Origin of the sequence: Aquicella siphonis (assembly GCF_902459485.1) — a bacterium.
GTDB classification, from domain to species: Bacteria; Pseudomonadota; Gammaproteobacteria; order DSM-16500; family DSM-16500; genus Aquicella; species Aquicella siphonis.
This window is the reverse complement of record NZ_LR699119.1, coordinates 787,942-809,728: the sequence shown is the minus strand read 5'-3', so window position 1 is coordinate 809,728 and position 21,787 is coordinate 787,942. Positions and strand designations below refer to the sequence as shown.

14 protein-coding genes are annotated in these 21,787 nt (G+C 45.6%); 4 read left to right on the top strand and 10 right to left on the bottom strand.

Annotated features, from left to right (window positions below; genetic code table 11):
* Window positions 1-341: 341 nt before the first annotated feature.
* Complete coding sequence (locus AQULUS_RS03825; protein WP_148338783.1) at window positions 342-4,217, top strand: hypothetical protein; 3,876 nt, start codon at window positions 342-344, stop codon at window positions 4,215-4,217.
* A gap of 24 nt (window positions 4,218-4,241) precedes the next feature.
* Here AQULUS_RS03825 and AQULUS_RS03820 read toward each other — a convergent pair whose 3' ends face one another.
* On the bottom strand, window positions 4,242-5,006 hold the full coding sequence (locus tag AQULUS_RS03820) for a hypothetical protein (RefSeq protein ID WP_148338782.1): 765 nt from the start codon (window positions 5,004-5,006) through the stop codon (window positions 4,242-4,244).
* 268 nt (window positions 5,007-5,274) lie between these two features.
* On the opposite strand from AQULUS_RS03820, the gene AQULUS_RS03815 reads away from it, so the two are divergent.
* Window positions 5,275-7,044 carry a cation:proton antiporter gene (locus tag AQULUS_RS03815; RefSeq protein ID WP_148338781.1) on the top strand — a complete coding sequence of 590 codons (1,770 nt, stop codon included), beginning with the start codon at window positions 5,275-5,277 and terminating at the stop codon, window positions 7,042-7,044.
* A 145-nt stretch (window positions 7,045-7,189) separates the two neighbouring features.
* On the opposite strand, the gene AQULUS_RS03810 is transcribed toward AQULUS_RS03815, so the two are convergent.
* The 4 genes from AQULUS_RS03810 to AQULUS_RS03795 form a co-directional block, all read right to left on the bottom strand.
* Window positions 7,190-8,482: an APC family permease gene (locus tag AQULUS_RS03810; protein ID WP_148338780.1), complete on the bottom strand. Its 1,293-nt coding sequence runs from the start codon at window positions 8,480-8,482 to the stop codon at window positions 7,190-7,192.
* A gap of 176 nt (window positions 8,483-8,658) precedes the next feature.
* Window positions 8,659-9,357, bottom strand: coding sequence for a hemerythrin domain-containing protein (locus AQULUS_RS03805; RefSeq protein WP_148338779.1), 699 nt, complete (start codon window positions 9,355-9,357; stop codon window positions 8,659-8,661).
* 195 nt (window positions 9,358-9,552) lie between these two features.
* Window positions 9,553-10,647, bottom strand: a complete 1,095-nt coding sequence (locus AQULUS_RS03800; protein ID WP_197737286.1) for a PQQ-dependent sugar dehydrogenase — start codon at window positions 10,645-10,647, stop codon at window positions 9,553-9,555.
* Between the two features lie 35 nt (window positions 10,648-10,682).
* Window positions 10,683-13,151, bottom strand: a complete 2,469-nt coding sequence (locus tag AQULUS_RS03795) for a cation:proton antiporter (protein WP_148338777.1) — start codon at window positions 13,149-13,151, stop codon at window positions 10,683-10,685.
* A 289-nt stretch (window positions 13,152-13,440) separates the two neighbouring features.
* Here AQULUS_RS03795 and AQULUS_RS03790 point away from each other — a divergent pair, with 289 nt between their 5' ends.
* Window positions 13,441-13,920: a hypothetical protein gene (locus AQULUS_RS03790; RefSeq protein WP_148338776.1), complete on the top strand. Its 480-nt coding sequence runs from the start codon at window positions 13,441-13,443 to the stop codon at window positions 13,918-13,920.
* Between the two features lie 97 nt (window positions 13,921-14,017).
* Here the strand turns inward: AQULUS_RS03790 and AQULUS_RS03785 are convergent, their stop codons facing one another.
* From AQULUS_RS03785 to AQULUS_RS03765, 5 genes are all read right to left on the bottom strand, one after another.
* Window positions 14,018-14,392: a hypothetical protein gene (locus tag AQULUS_RS03785; protein WP_148338775.1), complete on the bottom strand. Its 375-nt coding sequence runs from the start codon at window positions 14,390-14,392 to the stop codon at window positions 14,018-14,020.
* Window positions 14,393-14,583: 191 nt separating this feature from the next.
* Window positions 14,584-15,312: a PEP-CTERM sorting domain-containing protein gene (locus AQULUS_RS03780; RefSeq protein ID WP_148338774.1), complete on the bottom strand. Its 729-nt coding sequence runs from the start codon at window positions 15,310-15,312 to the stop codon at window positions 14,584-14,586.
* 102 nt (window positions 15,313-15,414) lie between these two features.
* The gene (locus tag AQULUS_RS03775) at window positions 15,415-16,410 is read right to left on the bottom strand and encodes a hypothetical protein (RefSeq protein ID WP_148338773.1); all 996 of its coding nucleotides are present in this window, start codon (window positions 16,408-16,410) and stop codon (window positions 15,415-15,417) included.
* Window positions 16,411-16,459: 49 nt separating this feature from the next.
* Window positions 16,460-17,287 carry a hypothetical protein gene (locus tag AQULUS_RS03770; RefSeq protein WP_148338772.1) on the bottom strand — a complete coding sequence of 276 codons (828 nt, stop codon included), beginning with the start codon at window positions 17,285-17,287 and terminating at the stop codon, window positions 16,460-16,462.
* A 350-nt stretch (window positions 17,288-17,637) separates the two neighbouring features.
* Window positions 17,638-19,503 (bottom strand): protein kinase domain-containing protein, encoded by a 1,866-nt coding sequence (locus AQULUS_RS03765; RefSeq protein ID WP_148338771.1) that lies wholly within the window; start codon window positions 19,501-19,503, stop codon window positions 17,638-17,640.
* 409 nt (window positions 19,504-19,912) lie between these two features.
* Here AQULUS_RS03765 and AQULUS_RS03760 point away from each other — a divergent pair, with 409 nt between their 5' ends.
* A complete protein-coding gene (locus AQULUS_RS03760; RefSeq protein ID WP_148338770.1) occupies window positions 19,913-21,784 on the top strand; it encodes a type III secretion system effector protein in 1,872 nt (623 codons plus the stop codon).
* Window positions 21,785-21,787 lie beyond the last annotated feature (3 nt).

The following is a 21,787-nucleotide window of genomic DNA, read 5'->3' as shown; positions in this document are numbered from 1 at the left end:
CTTAATGCCGTCGCTTGTTAAAACACTCCTTCCCATCGGCAGCCGACTAAACTGGTAAGCAGTTTATAAATAATTCGATTAATCACAGCCTTGTTTACCCGGCTTCACGCTGTTTCGCCGTATTGAATGCGCGATCACTCTGGTGAGATCAAATTTTAATCATATTATTAAATATGAATAGTATTAAATCATTTGCTTTTTTGATTAACGCACGAACATTGCACAAAAAAGTGCTTAGTATTTGAAGATTCATAAAAATATATTGCGATGCAAACAGTGATAATATGTCTATGAATAGAACATAAGTACAGCCTGTGTACAAGTTTACATGGAGGTGTGCTATGGGATACCGCGATGGTTTAAAGTCAGCCTATGTCAGGCTTGACGCGCTGACCGCGCTAAGAACACCTGTTTCCGCTTTGCTTGGCGTATCCAATGAAGCAGAGCTCACCTTAAACGAGTTGGGCATATTCACAGTTTATGATCTCGCCTCTTCTTCCCTCTTTAACAATGCCGCGGAAGTCGCCGCCGCAGCTGATGGTAAAGGCAGTTCGGCCATTGCCCGGCTGGGTCGTGTGCCCGGAAGTTTTATCGACAGAGACAGCCCGGCGACCCCGGATGCGCTGGTGCAGGCAGACATCGCCATGCTCAGGGAAATCGGCCAGCAACTGGCCGCGGCAATCAAAAGCCAAATGCATATTGACACCGTCGGCGATCTGGGCCGCTGGCCGCCATTTCGCGCCGCGAAAGTGATCCTGGACGCATCCATGCCTTCTGTCACGGCAGACGGCATCGCTGAGGAACTGGTACCCAAACTGGGCGAGTATCCTACTGAACGTCATTATTACCGCTCGGTTGTGATTGACCATGTGATCCCCGGCGAAACAACTGACTTGTCAACGGCCGGCCCGATTGACATTTCCCCTACGGTTGCATCCAATTTTGGCTTTAGCGCACCGGCGGTAGGTGCGATTTTGACGTTTGCGCAATCCTGGTTTGCGCAAGGGATGACTCTGGGCAACATGCTGCATAGTATTGCGCTTGCGCCGGGTGAGAGCACGCGCATTGCGGTTCTGGATTGGGCGCGGCGGACCGCCGCGAGCGGCACGGAAACCATTTCCGAATCTGAACAGCTCAGCAACACAGCGACCCATAACCGCGCAATCAGCGAAGTCCAGGAAGCCGTCGCACATGAAGTACAAAGCGGGTTTTCACGAACCAGCGGTTCCTCCACCACGGACGCGGGCGGAGGCGGTTTCGGATTAAGCCTGGGACCGTTGACACTGGGCGGCAGCGGCTCAACCGCTACCTCGACGAGCAATGCTGAAAGTTTTTCTTCATCATCCGGGACCCGCGACCTGGCTGCCACAATGAACCAGCGCATTTCTGATTCAACCCAGCAAGCCGCCTCTTCCGTCAGGGACAGACGCGCCTCCATTGTGAAAGAAGTATCCGAAGAAGAACATCAGAGCGTTTCAACACGCATCATTGCAAACTACAATCACATGCATGCGCTGACTGTCCAGTATTTTGAAGTCATAGAAATCTATCGCGTCAATGTACAACTTCATCAGGTAGAACGCTGCCTGTTTGTACCAATGAAACTGGTAGATTTCACGGATACGTTGATTGAGCGCTACCAGGGTGTGCTCGCCAGTGCAGCCATGACTCGCCGCGCCAGGGAATTATTGAGCGTGGAATTTGGCACGGTCAGCATCCAGCCCGCCGTCAAAATGAAACTCACGGACAATATATTTGACCGCGTCACCGGCATGGATCGTATGGCCATGAATATCGCGCGAACTGCGAGGATGCCGTCGTCAGGCAGCGATGCCGCGCCGGGCATTGAAGGAGCGTCGCCATCACCAGCCGTATCACAGCCAGCGGCATCAGCCGTTCTCACCGCGCCCGCACCCTTGGCCTGGATGAAAGATGAAATATCCCGCGCAGCGCGTATTACCCTGGTCAGCGTGACCAAACCGGGAAAAAACGCCGCTTATTTGCCAGGCACCACTGAACTGGTGGGAATTACGTTTGCGCTCAGCGCACAAAATGACGGCGCCGCCGTGTTAAACACTGTGGAATTGATCATGCAAAACGGCGCGATGCTCGCGCTCACGGCACTGAGCCCGGTTGACTGGTCAGTGCCGGACGGTATCCCGCTGCAGGAAATCGATCAGATTAGAGTGACGTCAGCAAATGCCAGTTATCTGGCAGGCAGGATGACACTGCAACTAATCTATGGCAGCACCCGTTTCCCCATTACCATTCCCGTAGAAATAAACCCTCATGCCACTGCGCAGCCGCTCTGCCGCATCGCAGCGAGCGAATCCAGAGCCGAGTTGCGAGTGCATCTGGAACAGAATCGGTTATATTACAGTCAGGCGATCTGGCGCGCGCTTGACCCATCGAATATTGCGCTGTTATTGTCCTCATACACCTTTGAAGGCAGACCGGTTGCAGATCAGATTGACCCCAACCCCGTGATGACCGCAAGCAACTATCTGGTCTTTCGCATGCCTGGATTTCTGGAAGCTGCAGGAATAAACCCTGCGCGCGCCAGAGCTGAAGACGAAAACACGGCTGAAGCCGCCGCCTATAAAAACTGGCAGAAATGGCTCAGCGAGCGCGGGTTAATTCTGGGAGCAGATGCCGCGAATGAACAGCTTATTCCTGTGCCGACTAGCGGCGTGTTTGCCGAAGCGGTCTTAGGACGGTCGAACTCAGCAGAACCACTGGATGCGACACGCTTCTGGAACTGGCAGGACTCTCCCATTCCGCTGCAGCCGCCCGAAATTGCCGCGATTCAAATGGAGTCTCGCGCACAGCCTGTTGATGTGACACCCGGGCAATTGAGCCCGCCGGTCGTCAACATCATGAATCCCGCCTCTCTGCCGGATCCGTCAGGCATCAATTCCATCATAGGCGCAATGCAAAATGGCAATATGTTCCGCGATATGGCGGGACTCGCGACCACCGCGGGCATGGCGCAGGCGCTGGCATCCAATGCGACAACAGCCGGCACGGAAGCAGGAAAACAGGCCGCGGCAAACCTTGCGGTCGCGGCTCAAAAAGACATAGAGGAAAAGCGAATTGCAGCGCAACTCGCCATGGCAGCGATGGGACTGCCTGCCGCGAGCTCCGGCACGCCTAAAAACATTTCGGAAAGCGGAGCTTTATTAAATACCGCCACAAAAATGGATAAACAGTCACAGCCGGCCCGCATGCCCGCGACCGCGACTGAAAGTGCAGGCGGCATGTCGGGTGTAGGCGCAGGCAGCGGAAGCAGCACAGGCGGAGGAGTGGATGAAGACACTGGATCGTTTGATGATTCATTCATGCCAGGCGTCCCGGGCTTCATGAATGGCAATGCTGACAGCCGCGCTGATAACGTGCTTTCCAAAATGACCTGGGGAAACCTGGGAATCTCGGGTAATGACGTCATGCTCGCCGCGGCGGGGCGCACCAAGACCGGAGTACGCACCGGCACTTCCGTGATCATCTATGAGCTGGCCTGTTACGCAAATTTCCCCCGCCCCTGGGCAGATGAAGCGGCTGAAATCCAGGCGATTCAGAATGGCAACTGGCTGCCTGCATCAGAGGATTTCGATGCCATCTCAAAAGCGGCGACCAGCGCCACTAGCGCAACGAAACCCTACGGCCAGGTCATGAGCACCTTACAGGACATTATTCAAACCGTCACTTATTTTGCGCCGCAGGCCAAGGGTTTTAATACCACACGTCCGTCGCGTGTCAAAAGAGTGAACCTGTTCTTTTACTCGGGCGCGCAAAATCTTGAGTTCAACGGTACATTGTTGACGACAGGATTATGGACGTCGGTATTTGGCCCGACACTGGATTTGAATTCATCCGTGGTTGATGTAAACGTGTTGACAAACGTACAAACCAACGCAGCAAACAGCGCAATCCTGTCAACGCTGCGCACCGCCTGGAGTTCGGGAGCCGAGATCTGGTTGTACGCCTGTGGCGGCGTGCCCAATGATGCACTGGCGCAAATGTTCGCAACCGTCATGGGAGCAAAAGTGCGCGCATTTACAGAACCATTCTGGGTATTACCACGGTTCGATCCGCTGCAAAAAACCATTCTTGCCCGTGACGAATTTGGCATAGGCGCGGATTTCGCAGCGGCATCCGCAAGAAGAACCAAAACACTGCACACACTGGATCCTCTGGCGACGAGAAGCTTTACACCTTAGAACAGCTTTCATTTTCCGGCGTGGTCAGAGTTTTATTTTTTGTGCAGGGGTTCTGGATTGAAGTCTTGTCTCGGCTATTTGATCCGTATATGAAAGCAGCGGAGAACGGTCTATGCTCCTATTGCCGTTAAGTGCGGAATGCAAAGATTCCACTAGCGCTTTGGCATATTTCAACTTGCCATCAGATGCCGCCTGGATAAACTTGTCAGCCGATTTGCCGCCTAACAGAAAGAGGGATGATTTTGTAAACTGCCGCTTTTCCATTTCAATAGCGTTTTCAATCAATCTGACAGCATAAGGAATTTTTAATTCCGGAGGTGTGGGGACGACACCTATCTTACGCCCTCTTGAATCAAATACCGGACTTTGATCCGCAGTTTTGAGCGCTTCCAGCACATCCAGCAGGGCCGTGAATTTCTGAGTATCCCTTTTGTTTGTGACAGACTCGAAATTCGTTTTAAGGTTATCAATGATTTCATCAAGCCCCTTGGCATACATGTCATTGATTGTGGCTTGATCCACAGGGTTTTGGTAGGTTTTCGATTCAATGACCGCCAGCAGATGGGTTTGCAAATCAGATCCCAGCTGCTCATCCCGAATAGACAGGGACGGTCTCATGATCTGGTCGAACATAAACATATTTGTATCGGTTGTAAATTCGCGGCGCTCAAGCTTGTCCAAAAATTCCATCAAATTACTGCGCAAGGCCTGATGACCATCCAACCGGCCTGAATTGACCATTTCCTGCAATTCTTTCACAGATTGTTCGTAATCGCGGTCCAGGGACATGTCACTGCCTCCGCTGTGTATTCATGCTATTAAGTATAGCCGCTGCGGCATGAAATATACGTGTTCGGCACAATCAATGATTAGCTAATATATTGATATATTGACATTTTAAGACTGCGAACAGCCGCATTCGCTCTCCGCGGAACTTCTAATTATGAAATAATATATAAATGGCAGATCCAGAAATGCCCCAAAGGACAAACCACATGATTTCATTGCCAGTGATTCGTCTCTGTTGCCAGGCTTGATAAAATTGGAAAGGATTTTAATGCATACTCCCGCCATGATATTTATACAGGATTTGGCTATCATCATGTTGATAGCCGGGTTTGTCATTCTATTGTGTCATCAGCTCAGGCAGCCTATCGTATTAGGCTATATCATCGCCGGCGTGATTATTGGCTCGCACACCCCTCCATTTTCTCTGATTACAGACGAAGCCACCATCAAGACCCTGGCTGAGTTAGGCGTTATTTTTCTAATGTTTTCATTAGGGCTGGAGTTTAACTTCCGCAAGCTGGGTAAGGTCGGAAAAACCGCTATTATTGCCGCCGGTTCGGAAATTATCTTCATGGTTTGGCTGGGTTATGAAATTGGTTTGCTGCTTGGCTGGACCCGGATAAACGCCATATTCCTTGGTGCCGTTTTATCAATATCCTCCACCACTATCATTGTGAAAGCCCTGACCGAGCTGAAAATGAAGAACGAAAGTTTCTCACAGATCATTTTCGGAATTCTCATTATAGAAGATATATTCGCCATTCTTATCCTGGCCCTGCTGTCCAGCATAGCCACCTCCGGCACGCTGCAGTTCAAGGACGCCGCCATTACCGCCGCCAAGCTGTCCTCATTTTTAACCGTTTCGCTGATTGCAGGGATCTTGTTTATTCCTCGCTTGCTTTCTTACATTGCCAAATTTAAAAATGATGAAGTGCTGTTGATTACGGTGCTGGGATTATGTTTCGGCTTTTGCCTGCTGGTGGTTGAATTCAATTACAGCGTGGCATTGGGCGCGTTTATCATCGGCGCTATTATTGCCGAATCAAACCAGATCACCAGAATTGAACATTTGATCAATCCCATCCGGGACATGTTCAGCGCCATTTTTTTTGTCTCTGTCGGACTGTTGTTTGATCCCGGAGTATTGGCAGAATATTTTATTCCGATTGTCGTCATTACGATGGTCGTGATTATAGGCAAGGTAATGAGTTGCAGCCTGGGCGTTCTCATCACAGGGCACAGCGGCAGGACTGCCATGCGCGCAGGCATGGGGCTGGCGCAAATTGGCGAATTTTCATTTATTATCGCTTCCCTGGGAATTACATTAAATGTGACAGGCAATTTCCTGTATTCAATTGCGGTATGCGTCTCCATCATCACAACGTTGACTACACCTTTTCTGATCAAATACTCCGATCCGTTTACGCGCCTGATGGCCGGCCTGATACCCCAAAAAATCGCCGCAACATTTAAAATTTACACAAACTGGCTGCAAAATATCCGTCCCTCGGAAGACCAGCTAATGTTAGAAAAAACGATTAACCGCAGCCTTGTTCAAGTGATTATCAATATATTCATTGTCATTGCCATTTTTCTTTCCGGCACTTATATAGCCAATACGGAACTGGGCAACACGATCATCAGGATAACCAATCATCATTTGCAGCAATCGATGATCTGGGCATCCGCTTTAATCATTTCACTGCCATTTTTAATTGCCGCCTACCGAAAAATAATCGCGCTTAGCATGATATTGGCCGAACTGGGCACCAAGGATCGCGCCGGCAGTCACATGACGTATAAAATCAGAAAAATCATATCCGGCGTCATCCCAATGATATTCATTTCCACCATGATGCTTTTAATTTCCCTTTTGAGCGCCAGCATATTGCCGCCGCTGGAATTATTATTCCTTATTCTTATTCTTGCCGGAATATTAATCGCTATTGTCTGGCCCTGGTTCGTTAAGTTGCATGCAAAGCTTCAGATCACCCTGATGGAATCCATTAATAAAGATCAAGGAAAAAAGAATTCATGACACATTCAGGAAACAGACATTATTATTTATATAAAATCATTACCAAAATGTTTCTGACGGTTCCATACCAGTTTTTATTCCGAGCGCTGCTGTAAGCCTTTCTGATCGCACACTTTATATATGTTAAGAAAAAATAGAAATTCACTTATCCATGATGCCATAAACGATTAGCAATCAAATGCCAAAAAAAACCGATTATGATTAATCCCAGTCCGATAGTCCAAATCTTTGCAGGAACCCAAAAGACCAAAAATAGACACGCGATTAATCCGCTTATTGCAAAAACAGGATGATAAAGACGATCCTGCTTTGGTAAATACAAAGCGGCAAGGTTGGTGATAGAGTAATAGATAAGTACTGTAAAAGCACTAAACGCCCATGTGGTTTCAACACTGCCCGTTAAAACAAGTCCAGTAATCGCGGCACCAACGCCAATGACCGCAGCAGATGGAGAACGTTTCCTATCAGATACATGAGCAAAAATAGGCGGTAAATCACCTTTCCTACCCATTGCCAATGCGACACGTGAAAGACCAAGAATCAGATTTAACAAAACACCTAACATCGAAGTGCATGCTCCGATAGCAACAATCGCTCCAAGCCCGGGTGTTCCTATTGCACGAGCAGCGATTTCAAGCGGCGTTGCTTGAGCATGCGCTTCTTGCGCAAGGTTACCTGCGCCAACAGTGCCCACCGCAACCAGGCCAACAGCCACATAAAGAATTGTGCTAACAATGAGTGTGGCAATAATGGCACGCGGAATAAACGTCTTTGGATTCTTTACTTCTTCGCCCAGTGTGGCGACACGGCCATAGCCTGTGTAAGCCACAAACATCAATGCAGTTGCATAGAAGAAACCGCCTGGTCCATTTTCAGAAAAAGGGGAAAATGGTTGTAGATTAGCCACAGAGACGTCTGCCAATCCCAAAAGGACAAATAATATGAGCGCGGTTATGGTCACAGAAACAATCACAATGTTTGTCCAATTGGCTTGTTTGAGGCCACTTAACACTAAAATAGTGAATAGGATAGAGATGGCCGTCGCTATGGGAACAATTGGAATAGGACCCATATTAAATAAATGAATAAGATAACCGGCAAATCCAAGCGCAGCAGTAGCAGCAGACGCGGTCTTTGCGCATAAGAACATCCAGCCCGCTGTAAAACCAAGCGACGGATGCAAATATTTGTACCCATATTCATACGTACCGCCGCTCAATGCGTGACTAGCAGCTAATTGAGCACTAGAAAGCGCATTGCACGCAGCAATGATGGCAGCCAATATAATAGCGAGAATGACGGATGGCCCTGCGTTGCCCGCAGCGATACCAATACTGACAAATATACCGGTGCCCACAATAGAGCCCAACCCCATCATTGTAGCGCCAAATATGCCTAATTCGCGTATTAATCTGTTATGCTGTGGTTTGTTACTCATCGTTTCCCTTATTATTTTGTAGTAGTCATGTCAGATCGGCGACAAATCCACGCACCAAAAGACCATTGACCGCCGCCTCAAAAATAATGACAAGGGAGATGGTGGCTAATCGAGTCATTAGTCCAATGAGCATTAATAAACCATAAGTTATTAACGAATCGATGGTCTTAAATAAATTAAGCGGGTGTAAATTTCGACAGCTCATAAATATTCAATGCCTTTTCTATATCTGCAACTTGCGAAACGATCCCATTAAAGCCACTTTTCCCAAATAATTTATGTTCTTCATTTTCAAATTTTTCGCCCATTTCCTTATACTCGCTTTCCGGAACTATTTTTTGTAAGGCAGGGAAAAGCACTGTGTCTTCTCGTGCGGCATGAGGTTCGTACATGCAAATAAATTGAGAGATAATATTAACAAAATCCTTACCATGAGATTTGAAGTTTTTAGATGCGGCTATTTCCATAATATGGTTTGTCAATTTCCTTCCTGTTCGATGTTGGTTTTTCAGTGCAGTAACAAGATCCGTTAATTGGCCTGCTTTTTCAAAACGAGGAAATAAGAAATTTTCTTCCAGTTTTTCGTGATAGTCTTCAATAAAATGTCGAATAAGATTGGCAGATTTTGTGATCAGAGCAGGGTCCAAGTCCTGTTTCTCCCGAACACGATGAACCGCCTCTCGATAAATAAGAATGATGCGGCGTAATACTCCGTGTTCCCGCATTAAATCTTCATTAGGAGAAACCTCTTCCTCTTTCTCTTCTGAGTTTAAAAGAGATTTTGCAAATGCAAGCGGGCTAATGATTAATGCGCCGCCAGCGATAATAGCAGCTTTTTTAATGAAGCCTCGACGCATTGACAGCTCAGATGACATAAGTTCCTCCTTGAAGAAAATGCGCTTGTTTTAAATGATAAATCACCTTAATAACTATACGCTCAATGTCTCTAATAGCGATACTTTACAGGCAATTATTAAGTAACTTTCTCATTAATTTTTCAACAACGAACACACAACATAGCTCTGACAATGGATATTAACGGCGGAAAGTTCATAAATTGCTCTGGTAAATTATTTTACATATGAGACTCTATAAATCACACCTGCGTGATCATCAGAAACCAGCAAAGCGCCATCCGGCATGACTAACAAATCCACCGGACGCCCCCATACTTTGCCCTCGCTTTCCCAGCCTGTAATAAATGGCCGCACGGAAACGACCTTATCCTTTAACAGGCTGACAACGATGACTTGGTATCCGGCTTTTTCCGTGCGGTTCCATGATCCGTGCTCCGCGATAAAAATCTGGTTTTTATAACTGTCCGGGAACATCTTGCCTGTATAAAATGCCATTCCCAGAGCCGCCACATGGGCAGGCAACTCCAAAACCGGGCCGGTGAAATGGAGAGACAATGAGTCGCCGGCATAATCAGGATCAGGAATTTTTCCATGATAGTAAGGAAAACCGAAATGCATGCCTTTCTGTGTAACATGATTCAATTCATCCGAGGGTAAATTGTCTCCCATCCAGTCTCTGCCATTATCGGTAAACCACAAATCCTTTGACACGGGATCCCAGTCAAATCCCACAGAATTGCGTATCCCACGCGCGTAGACTTCAAAATCCTTTCCGTCTGAATTCATGCGCACAATACTGGCAAAACGAGGGTCTTGTTCGAGACAGACATTGCATGGCGCGCCAATGGCCATATAGAGCTTCTTGTCCGGTCCAAAAGCTATATAACGCCAGCCATGATTTGCTTTGTCCGGGAGACGATTTATTACAATCTGTGGATGCGGCACATGATCAAGCTGGCTCTCAATGTTGACGAACTTTAAAATCCTGTCACGCTCAGCGACGTACAACGCCCCTTCATGAAATGCCACTCCGTTAGGCATCGTTAAATTTTCAGCCACGGTAACGACTTTCGTACCGTACAGCTGTTTTTTATCTGGTAAAATGGCATAAACCTTTCCTTCCTGCCGGGTTCCGACGAACACAATCCCCTTGCTCGCCAAAGTCATTTCACGGGCATCTTTTACCGGATAAGCATAGATTTCGATTTTAAATCCTTCAGGCAAATGCAGCGAATTTAACGGCAAAGGATTGGCCAGGCACAAACTGGAAATGAAGAATGGAATAAGGATGACCAACAGTCTTAGCATAAAAAGTTCCTTGTGCGTCATTCATTGATTTTATCTCAATTCGCATGTTCACCGCGCTTTTTCGCTTCTGTATCAATAGCTTCTTTGATCTGGGGATATCGTTGTATTAACTGATCAAAGCCACGGCGATGAAGCAAATAAAACAGACAGGGAGTAACTGTCTTGCAACTGGCAGTGCGCTTAACATTATATAAAAGCGACATTTCGCCAAAAAAATCCCCTGCAATTAATGTGGCGATTTCCATATTTCCATTATCTTTTTGCTTCATGACTCTGACTACGCCGCGCATGATAAGATAAAACGTATCCTCAACCGCACCCTCATGAATAATCATCATGCCTGAGGGAACATGACGCTCTTCAAACAATCGTATCAATTGGTCAATTTCGTCAGCCGGAACCAATTGTAAAAATGGCACTCGCTGCACCAGTTCATGTGGATCCAGTTTTAATTTTTCAGGATGGCGCCTGCGCAATAAACGGATTCTATGTTCATATTTCTGTATCATGGAGTCGGACACACCCGGAGGAAGCACTCCCTGTCTAAGCTCATCCGAAATCTTGTCCAGCTTTGCATGCAAGAGCAGCCGCGATCCGAGGCGGCGCTGCATGTCATTAACGAATTCTGGAAATTGCTCGGCAATCTCATCCAGATAGCGTGTGGTTACCGCGTGCCATTTGCAAAAGCAGGCGCGGACTTCATTCAAGACATCCTTATCAATAGACTCGATTTTTTCTATCGCATGCAGATAATTGAGAACTGTCACGCAACCCTGATGCAATCCCCACGTTTCTTCATAGTCATTAATGGTCTGGGAGATACGAAATTTCTCCGCCAACCTGTCGAAAAACGGAAATGATTCCAGTGCCTTGATAAATAATAGCGTTATTTTTTTAATGATGCTTACCGGCGTCTTTTCAGGAAGAGCAGAATGGTATCGCATCATATCCATTTCAAGCTCAACATCCTGGCTCAGGTTTCTATAAGCTTGTTCGCTTAAATGGCCCTTGCCATACATTTCATAATACAGATTCTTTTCAACGGAAAAACAGCGAAGATACAACAATCGCCGCTCGTCGCCGCTGGTTAATTTCTTTTCTTTTAAATGGTCAAGCTCTCTGCGACGAAGCGCAAGTCTGCCCTCATGCCTGCTTTGAAGTGCTTGCAGGATCTTGAGTGAAAACAATCCGCCTTTGTGTAATTCTGGTATTCTGGATAATGCCGCCTGCTCCGCTGAAAGCTCCGCTTCCAGTTTGGCAAAGCGATCAAACAACAATAATCTGTCCAGTTTCATCCATTTGATCAACCTATGGATAGTAAGACCTTGGGCGAGTATGGTAAATAACACGGAACCCGTCACCAGCGCTTCCAGGAGTTTCTGATCAGGGAGATGACTCAAACCCAATACTATCGCCAGAGCGATCGCTCCTCGTAACCCTCCCCACCACATGATCGTTTGATAGCGGAGATCAATAGGCTCCGCATTGGGGAGCTTTCCGATCACAGGAATCAGCCCGAATATGACCAACGCGCGCGAGATCAGCATCGCCAGAATCGTGACGCATAAGATACCGAACGAATCAGCCAAAGTCACTAGACTGATCGTAAAACCGACCATCAAAAATATCAGCGCGTTTGCTATATAGGAAAGGAATTCCAGCAGTTGGCGCAGCTGTTTTTCCGCGTTGGTTGACAATTTTGTCCGCCCCCAGCCTGCCATCATGATGCCGGCTGTTATCGTCGCCATAACACCGCTCACATGAAACATCTTGTCTGCGACAATAAATGAAAGATAAGCCAGTATCACTGTCAGGGACAATCCTATCACCGTTTCTTCTTCCGCTAATGCCACCATATAACCGGCAGCCAGAGCCATCACAAATCCCACCGCTATACCACCGAAAAACTCTTCGCAGAATTGCTGGAGACCATGCGCAACCGTTCCAGAAGTCAGGGATCCTGCCAGCATAATAAATAAAATGGTTTTGGCCGTAACAATGGCGGTGGAATCATTTAAAAGGCTTTCGCCCTCCACCAGAATGGTCAGGCGCTTGGGAACACCCAATTGCTTGAAAAGCGCGATGACCGCAACAGGATCAGTTGCGCTTAATATTGCCCCCAACAAAAGCGCCACCAAAAAATCAATGGGCGTGACCAGCCATATAATGGCTCCTATGACCGCAGTAGAAAGAAACAACCCGGGAATCGCAAGCGTCAAAACCGGCACGATATCCCGGCGCAGTAATTTCGCATCCATTGTAAACGCAGACTCAAATATCAGCGTTGGCAAACAGGCATACAATATGATATCCGGATCAATCTTGTAATTAGCAAAAGGCTGAACAAACGCAGGGCCGATTTTGGCGAGATGAGAGAGCAGATAACCCGATATAACCAATAGAATCGTAAAGGGAATTCGTAAATAATGACTTATCCATAATGTCACTCCCGCCATGACAAGAAGAATACTGACGAAGCTAATGACCATGATTGTCAGGTTCATTCATCCATTTCCCTATGATGTCCGTACGTTTTCGGATATGCGCTTGCATACCCTGTAAATGCCAAAAGACATGCGGTTAAAATATCACATCTCTGCATTGACAGATGCCACTGAACCATGATATCACACCACGTCCGAATGCGACATCTGACACCATTTATCCCGGCTTATACTCACCTCGGTCACGGGGCATTGCTCCATACAGGAATGATTTGTTATCTCAGGCCAGATGACACACGGCATTTGAATGAATGGTATTGACAATCACACAAATGAGGAAATCACATAAATGAAAATCAGAATCAAGATTACGCCTGAGCAAGCCGGAACAGAATTGGGGGAACTCTGCGACCCAACCTATCATTATGAATGCCGCGAGTGCGATAAAACCACGGCCGCACTGGATTATCCTGCCGATGGTGAAGCTGTTATCGAGCTGACTGTGGAAGAGATCAGCCCGTCGCTGAAAAACGCCTTTTTCATCTCATTAAATAATTATTTGAATAAAAAGTTCGAACGTGATATGCCCGGACAATGGGACAATGAAACTTATCAGGAGGTTGTAAACAGGATTAGAATGCAAACCATTGCCCGCTCGCCTCATTTTTCCATAGGCGCGGTCATGGGTTTGTTTGCTCCCCCGCTGTTAAGCGATCCAGCCAGCCTGATCCGAAGAGACTTAAGCAATCGTGATTGCCTCCATTCCGCTTCGACGTCAACCACAGCCAGAATCATCGCCATAAATAATACTTTTGGTAAAAGTGTTTAAGAGCGGCGTCTTAGGCATTTGTTTTATTGATTTATGCATTATTTTCTGAACCTGGAGGAAATACCAGGTTCACCAGCCACGTAAAAGAGTTACTGATTCAAATCAACTTGCCAACGTTGCTTGATGGGTTTATCTGATCCGGCTCTTCGCTTTCTGATTCAGCGAAAGACCAGTCAGCCCAAGGATCCATCTCGTTCATTGTTTCCAGCGCCGAGCTTAAGGATGGCCGTTTGGATTTGCTCTCTTTAACCACACGGGTATCATATTCATCCGGGCGGAAAGCAGTTTTGACAGCGGGTTTATTGCTTTGATAATTGACAACACAGGACTGATCATTTCCTGTAAATTGCAGGCTGCCGCCCTTTTTTCTCACTTCTACAGATATCGAATTTTCACTGTTCGCGATTGCAGAAATGATTGTTACTGTGGAGCTTTTGATATTGATATTATTTGCTTTTTTACGGCTTTCCATCTTCACACCTCGTCTTGGTCATTATTAGTTTATATGAATGACATTAGATTGTATCTGACAAGGGCTTGATTGTATATTAATTGATCAGTCATGTCACGGATTAAATCCCATGTCATAGCATGACACGCCCGCGTTAGACGGATTTATTTCGAAAAGCCATGGCTCGCTTGATTTTCATCAAGCGAACTGACTCAATCAGGTTGTTGCTGGAGTGAAACTTTTACTTCGCCGATATAATATTTTGATGCGCCTTCAAAACCAGAATCCGTGCCTGCAAATACCCAAATCTGGCCAGTCTTGTCACTTTTCACCGAGAGCGGGCTGCCAGAATTCGAAACTGTTTGCGGCATATACTGCACATTATCCGGGTTAACTAAAGGATTAGCCAGCTTTCCAACCACCACCGCGTTCTTGCCGCCCTGAAACTGATTACCCTTGTCTACATTGAGAAAATAAGCATTTTTTTTCAGGATTTTTTTAGGTTCTTGTGACGCCGCACCCACCTTAAAAGCGACAGAATCACCCGGTGAACCGCCTATGCCTGATAATCCCGGCGGCACATTACTGGCAAAAGTGACCGACAAAGTGACGGCGTAAGTGGTCTCCGGCTTTAAACCGGTAATCGGCGCTTTGACGAACATGAACAAGTCATCGCTGTGGTTGTTGCCTGAAAGATAAATTCCCTTGGCAAACACGGATTGATTGATAGCACTGTTTTGCGCAGCCGGAAGATTTTCCCAACCCCACGCCAGTTCATAAAACTGTTCTTCATTCTTGGGATAGTCTGTAAAATCACCCGTCCAGTTCTGGCTGCCGGTATCAAAAGTAAAATGGACTACTTTTTCCGGCTCTGAAGCCATGGCGGAAAATGATAATGAATAAACAAGACCAAACATTATAAACGTGCGCAAAGATATCATGACTTACTCCGGTTAGAACTGAAACAACATTAACGCAGCGAGGCGAAATCAACACTCCGCCTCTTGCGCATAGATGATAAACCACTGACAATCACTTATATTTTATGAAGCAGGACGATCAAAATACCTGCCCGGATTCGATAATCCAAAGTTCTGGAAGTGAATGTCCTGATCAGAGATACATTGTTTTAGTGTATCATAATCCATTTTCGCGCCTTCTATCGCTTTCGCCATGAAACAGGCGCTGGATTTTTCACTCGAATACATGAGCAAATCCGTATGACCACCCATATATTCATAAGTATTTGGGCCAGGATTGCGTAAAAAGTCTGACGCGAGCATTGCATTGCCATACATTATATTAGTACCAATAGGATAATTATAAACCTCACACGCGTTAATGACCACCGTTGTATTCTTGAAATTATTCATCATTTCCGGTTGATTGAAAAAACCATAACTGAGCACATCGCCTTTGCCAACAATCATTTCATCAGGCGCGCCATGCCCAACACTATAAACACCTTTCAGATTAGGGCACGAGAGCCAGTTTTTATAAGTTTGTCCATCCGCGTTTTCATCAACAATGGTCATGGTTTTGTATTTCTTTTTTGCCGCTTCCGAGACAATTTCAATAGATTCATTGACTGCCGCAACGCCAGGGTAGGCGGAGATAGCCAAAAATTGAATATTCGAATCCGGACAAACGCCCGGCTTGTCTGCATCGACAGGATTGGAATTGGTCTTGGATGTTAATTCCTTCAGCCCTCCCTGATAATGAGGAATCAGACTGATCATCTTGCCGGATGCATCGAGATCCACTCTGATTTTTTCAGCATCCCAGGTTTTTCCAGACAATGTATACAAGAGGTAATGGTTTTCATTTTTATAAACAATGATCTTATATGAATCCGGCTTGTTGCTCTGGATATCTCTAATGACATCATTCACGGCCTGAGGCGGTTTTCCTGCTTTATATGAATGACCAGTATTGCTTATATCTTTAAACAGCACGGACGGCGCCGAAATAGCCGCATGCGAACATAAAAGCATGGCCCAAGAGGATACTGTCAACAATCGTTTTAATTTGTTTTTCATGCGCTTACACTCCTTTTAATTGAGTCTGCCTGGTGTCGGCCGATAAGACTTATTTTATGACCGCTAGCAGCGGATTTGATGAAGCACTTTTTGTTTCCTGCGCCTCGGCCAACTGCCTTGACTGCCTGAGCTTGTCGGCACTCAAGACTTTTTCAGCCGAATAAGCTGATACCTGTGTTACATCACAAAAGCACGACGGAATAAAGTCTATAAATTTTTTGTAAACGGCTTCACAGGGCGATTTATCCGGCTTTGTCTCGCCTATTTTTTCAAAAAACCCCTTTTTCTTATATGCGCCTTTCCTGGTGTCATAATCATCCATCAAAATACTTAACGTCTGATAGAAGGGATGCTTAAGGAGATCTCCACCGTAATTTTCGTCAGCAGCGGTCTTCAGCATGGTCACAGCAGGCTCTTTTTTCAATAGCTCATACTGACTATCCAGATAGGCGCGCATGACGGGATAAATTGTCTCATATTCCTTGCGCATCAAACTCTTGTCTTCAACACAGGAAACAATCGTCTTTCCCAGATAAATCAGCCATTGCTGTTTGGGGTTATTTTGCGGTGAATAAGAATAGGAATAAAGCTCAAAAAGAGGGGCTGCGACATTACCCAGCAGAAAATTCAATGCAATGACAATATTTGCATTTCGGTGAATAGTTATACTGGGATTGGCCTTGTCCTTGGAAACCACTTCAAAATCTTCCTTTTCCTTAAGACCGCAATGGCAAACCAGTAATGCATGCAGAGCGGAAAGACCAGTCAGCGATTTTTCCCTGGAATCAGAAAGGTAATAATCTCCCCTGCTTGTGAAATCAATCGATAATTGACCTGCCGTCTTGATTTGCAAAGCGTAAGTATGCCTGAATGCCATATGATCAATTCCTCTGAATTGTTGATGGTGATATCAGGCAAGTAAAATATATTTAATTAAATGGACAGTCAAATGATATTGGGAACCATATCACACCTGCCTTGACCAGTATCCCAATGTACGTCTGTAAAGCGCATATAGTCAGATCGTGATTGAGCACGGCATAAGCGAGAGCATTCTCATGCTGCAGCCGGGTGATCACATTATTAACAATATCAGAGCAACAGGCATCCCCTCTATCAGTTTCCATGTTGCTTCTCCAGATACGCCGCTCATAATATGTATGCAGCCATGATGAAATAAACCCACAATAGTAACGTTGTTTACTGCGCCTTCATTTTGGATAACCTTTAATGAGCAGACATGCGCCCAACCAGCATATCCGATGATGAGTGGGATGGGGCAGCATGGCTTGCATCAGGGTTGATTGATATGGGTGGTGAATCCGGATTGGCGGTCATTCCGGATATCCGCGAGACAGAATTTGCCTGTCCAGCGGTTGACGGCGGATTAGAATCAAGCTTTTCGCAGAATGCGTTTGAAAAGAATGTCGAAGAACAGCTTAATGGAGGTATCATTGGCACCGGGCCTGAGGATGAAGATGAAGCAGGTCCGCATGAATTCCCGACTGGATAACCTGTTTCAAACTGAATAATATTAAACGCGGCAAGATATTGATAGTAAGCGTCGTTCATTTTGATACAAAAGAGTGAAAAGGCATCAAAACCGCCAGACAGTTTGCTTGCCTTACCCAGCACATGGCAAACACGGCCGTTCAACTCATCCAGTTTTTTTTGCACCAGAACGCCCGATTTGATTAATACACTGATGCGGCCTGACAATTCAAACAGTCTTTGTTTATTATATTCAAACTCATACATTATACGACCTAGAGTGTCTACAATCTCTTCTTTTGTCCGCATGCAATATAATGATCTTACAGCCAGTGTGTCAGTAAATTCCCTGATAGCGCATTCATCATTTGAAAGCTTGCTCAAATGACCGCATATCATGTTATAAATATCCTGCAAAGGCGCGTCATCTTGAAGCATTTTTGCATACAGCTTTCTCGCGGCCAGTCCTGCCTTATGCGACCTGGAAAGACTTTTGTCAAAACCGCGTATATGTTGGGCGTGCATCTGGCTCAGCCTGAACTGGAGACGTATTTCTTCAAATGCTTTCAATGCCGCCTCCACGGAAATGCGCCGCTCTCGCCTTGCTAGTGTCATGTGCGTAATAACTCTAAAAATGGATTTCCGCATACGGCTATTGAGACCAGGAAGATTATGGAAATCAGTTTTATCAAAGTTGGTATCTTTGTCTGCCAGCTTGAATATCTGCTGAATATCCTGAACGCCTATCGAATCAGCAAGCAAGCGCCACAAGATTGCAATGGTTTTTCCCATGGTATACACATCTGATTTTTCATCAGTGAACTTATTCCTGACCTGTTCACGAGGAGCATATAACGGCGAACCGACCGCCTCATGAATATTCCGTTCATATTTGAACTTGCTAAGCCCAAAGTCAAAGATATGGATCAGATTTGAATCCTTGCAGATTAAAATATTTTCCGGCTTAACATCACGGTGAATAATCCCATGATTATGTACTTGCTCTTGCAGCATTCGCAACAACTCAATACTCCAATCCAGACGCTGCTTCAACGTCAAGGGAGCAGTGCCATCAAGATCAGCCGCCATCACGTCAACAAGTAATTCGCCGGGCAAAAAATGCATGACGTTTAATACCCTGTCGGCCAGAATCACAGGGTCTTTCATGTGCATATGATTGGTCCGCTGTGTATACATAGCTTCATTCAGAATCAATTCCAGTGTATTGCTTTTGTTTATGGCCTGGATCTTAACCACACGCCTAATCTTATTGTTAAACACCAAACGCCCTGAATCATCAGGAGCAAGAGTTCCGACAATGCGCATGACTTTTCCGATTGCTCCCGCACCAATCTGTCCACCATCATCGATTATTTCATATCTGTCTTCGCCGGGTTTCGTGGCACGCTTGCGGTGCAAAATGGAATAGGCCAATTGGAACCGATAGATTCCATGATTATGCTTGATATGAAATGTTTGATATGCACTGAACAAACCAACTGTTTTACCATTCTCAAGAAATCGAGATAATACTTTGTTCTGCAGATCATCTGTCAAATTTGAAGGATCAATGATCCCCAGGTTGATATTTTTTTTACTCATGCAACTCTCCTGCAAGGCGATATAATTTATTAATTGACTGCAGTGTAGGGATTTCAACTTAAGACAATGTTAACAACGTTTTTGGCGGATCGCAGGAAGCATCATGGTCAAAAACATTTGTTCCATTTAACTTCTGATGAAAAGTTCATATTATATAGTAAATTAAATTGATATTTCGCCACTCTCGGCTGTAGCTGCATTCAGCAAATGAAAACCTGACATTTACATTCAATTAACCTTCTATTAAGAATAAGCGCATGTTTTTTTCACAGAGACAGCCGGTTACAAAGACACCGGCCTGCGAGGCACAAGTTACTGATATAATACGGCATATTGCAAAATCGAAACGGAGGAAGTCATTTCGTGCATCAATTATACTTAGTTATAGACTTAACAGACGAAACGCACAATGATGACTACAACTCGATTACAGGCTGACATACAGACTTTCAATTCATTAAAGCAGAGCGGCGCCGATGTTATCATATTAATGGCGTCGCTGGACGACATTCAACACCGTGCCTATCAATCAATAGAAAACCTGTATACTGCATACCATCCGAAGATGTCTAAGGAAGATCAAATTGCATTATTCAAGGATATTATTGCCATAAAACGCACCGTAAGGGATTTGCAATATGAACAAATGGATTTGACAAACAAGTTAATTGCCATACGCGGCATTTATATTGCTGATCCCTCCAAAGCGGAAGTATCCGATAAATATGTTATATCCAGCCTAAAAGAATACCCTCAATCAGAGATTGTAAAGGAAAATTTTTATCGATTATTGGAAAAAGTTCATCGCAATAACAAACTCAATCATGATGAAACTTCGTATATCAACTCGCTATTAATGCAAATTGCGGCAAGGCCTGCCGGACAGCGTTTGATAGTCAAACTTAACTACTTACTTGAAAGCAAAAACGCCGAAATTTCATTTGTGGCCAGCGAAAGCTTTACCTGCGGGAAAACCAGTGGAGGCGTCGCCAACCTGTCAGATACCTCTCAAGTCGAGCCGAGCGGACGAGATTATCAATCCATTATTAAAAAATCCATTTCCAGATCGGAAGGATCCAAAAGAAACCTGGTTATGGTCAAGGCTGACTATCTTAAATCGGATTCCGCGGTTGCGGTCGAAGCCTATGCCTCGACAGGCAAGGGACTGACAGATACAGGGCCGGCTTTCATATTGTTAGCTCATGAACTCATTCATGCGATTCATAACCTGGAAGGCAGCTCAAGAGACAATGTGCGCCCATTCTTTGAAAGCATCAGAAAAAACGATGACTTCATGATGGAAATGTTATATCCGGTTGAAAAAAGTTTTGGATCATACGGCCAGGAAGCGGAAGAATACTGGACCATTGAAGGAGGTAAACTCTGTGAAAATGCCATCAGGCTGGAAAACGGACTGTCGCTGCGAACTGGACATATGACAGCCGAACCTGGTGAGGAGGGATTTCGTGATTTGTACTATCTGGGTTTATGCAGAAGTTATCAGGCCGACCACATACAAACATACATTGAATTTATCAACGCCAAGGAATCCAGCGAAAGCACTGAAATTCAGAAAATGGCTGTTGATGACAAGTATGTTGCCAATACGCTTGAGCTGGAAATATTAAATTCGCGCCGGCTGTCAATTGACGATCTCCTTGAAAAAATTGAGAACATTGTCCCCAGACAAATCACCAGGGCTATTTCGTCCCTCATGAAATCCGCACACCCTGGCACTAAAACTGATGATCCCAGCGAAACCTGGATGTCATTTTTATTTACTCTGCCTGCGCAAATTCGTGAAATATTTTCCGCTGTCCGCGCCATGGATTTAAAGATGCTTCAAGCTGATCAGGACCATGACAATCGAGCGATCAGCTGGCGACAGTTATTAATGAGCAGCAAACATCACGCTGATTCGCAATATTTATCAGGCATCTTGGAAAAGTGGAAAAGTTTATCTACAATATTTAACTATTATTGTGATTCAAGTTTTGCCAGCCATTCCATGGAAAATTTTGCCAGCGCCATCACATCAGCAGCAACCTTGTCTCTACATCCGCATGAGCATGATTCCACACAAGCTGTTTTAAGCCTTTTGCATGCGTCAGGCGGAGTATCCTTTCAAGCCATGCACGAGCAGACAAAACTTTCTGATGAGACGCGCGCAGGCAATACATCAACCAGCTCCATGACAGATCCGCCCGGCACGGTCAAACCCGATATAAAGAAAAGGAATGATGACGAAGATGATTCAGAGCACGTTACCCCAAAAACTTAAGCT

Excerpts from the sequence above, each read along its gene's own strand:
- AQULUS_RS03825 (WP_148338783.1), top strand. The coding sequence starts at position 342 with ATGGGATACCGCGATGGTTTAAAGTCAGCCTATGTCAGGCTTGACGCG.
- AQULUS_RS03820 (WP_148338782.1), bottom strand. The coding sequence starts at position 5,006 with ATGTCCCTGGACCGCGATTACGAACAATCTGTGAAAGAATTGCAGGAA.
- AQULUS_RS03815 (WP_148338781.1), top strand. The coding sequence starts at position 5,275 with ATGCATACTCCCGCCATGATATTTATACAGGATTTGGCTATCATCATG.
- AQULUS_RS03810 (WP_148338780.1), bottom strand. The coding sequence starts at position 8,482 with ATGAGTAACAAACCACAGCATAACAGATTAATACGCGAATTAGGCATA.
- AQULUS_RS03805 (WP_148338779.1), bottom strand. The coding sequence starts at position 9,357 with ATGTCATCTGAGCTGTCAATGCGTCGAGGCTTCATTAAAAAAGCTGCT.
- AQULUS_RS03800 (WP_197737286.1), bottom strand. The coding sequence starts at position 10,647 with ATGCTAAGACTGTTGGTCATCCTTATTCCATTCTTCATTTCCAGTTTG.
- AQULUS_RS03795 (WP_148338777.1), bottom strand. The coding sequence starts at position 13,151 with ATGAACCTGACAATCATGGTCATTAGCTTCGTCAGTATTCTTCTTGTC.
- AQULUS_RS03790 (WP_148338776.1), top strand. The coding sequence starts at position 13,441 with ATGAAAATCAGAATCAAGATTACGCCTGAGCAAGCCGGAACAGAATTG.
- AQULUS_RS03785 (WP_148338775.1), bottom strand. The coding sequence starts at position 14,392 with ATGGAAAGCCGTAAAAAAGCAAATAATATCAATATCAAAAGCTCCACA.
- AQULUS_RS03780 (WP_148338774.1), bottom strand. The coding sequence starts at position 15,312 with ATGATATCTTTGCGCACGTTTATAATGTTTGGTCTTGTTTATTCATTA.
- AQULUS_RS03775 (WP_148338773.1), bottom strand. The coding sequence starts at position 16,410 with ATGAAAAACAAATTAAAACGATTGTTGACAGTATCCTCTTGGGCCATG.
- AQULUS_RS03770 (WP_148338772.1), bottom strand. The coding sequence starts at position 17,287 with ATGGCATTCAGGCATACTTACGCTTTGCAAATCAAGACGGCAGGTCAA.
- AQULUS_RS03765 (WP_148338771.1), bottom strand. The coding sequence starts at position 19,503 with ATGAGTAAAAAAAATATCAACCTGGGGATCATTGATCCTTCAAATTTG.
- AQULUS_RS03760 (WP_148338770.1), top strand. The coding sequence starts at position 19,913 with ATGATGACTACAACTCGATTACAGGCTGACATACAGACTTTCAATTCA.